We start from the raw sequence: 246 nt of genomic DNA, 5'->3' as shown, positions 1-246 counted from the left end.
GGTTTTGCACCACAAACGAGGTGGTGATGGGCTCTAACTCAAGTTGCTCCCACGTTAACCCGCCTTTTTCTATAGACCCCTCAAATTCCACTTCCACTTCGAATACTTCTTGAATGGAAGCAGGAGCCGCCAATGTGTCGATGCGGTCAATCAATAGCGGAATGTAGTGGCCGACGTGAGTGAACTCCACAAATTCAAAGTGCATGTGAGTTCGCTTCGCAATGGCAATCGCTTGGTTGCTATTGA

Annotated in this window: 1 protein-coding gene; it reads right to left on the bottom strand. The window is 48.4% G+C overall.

The window, feature by feature from the left end:
• The coding region (locus tag Q5762_RS39310; RefSeq protein WP_315897115.1) for a hypothetical protein at positions 1-246 on the bottom strand (246 nt) is incomplete at both ends.

Source organism: Streptomyces sp. P9(2023) (assembly GCF_032436795.1).
In the GTDB taxonomy this organism is placed as follows: Bacteria; Actinomycetota; Actinomycetes; order Streptomycetales; family Streptomycetaceae; genus Streptomyces.
Note: the sequence above shows the minus strand (reverse complement) of the source record. Positions and strands in the feature narration are given on the sequence as shown.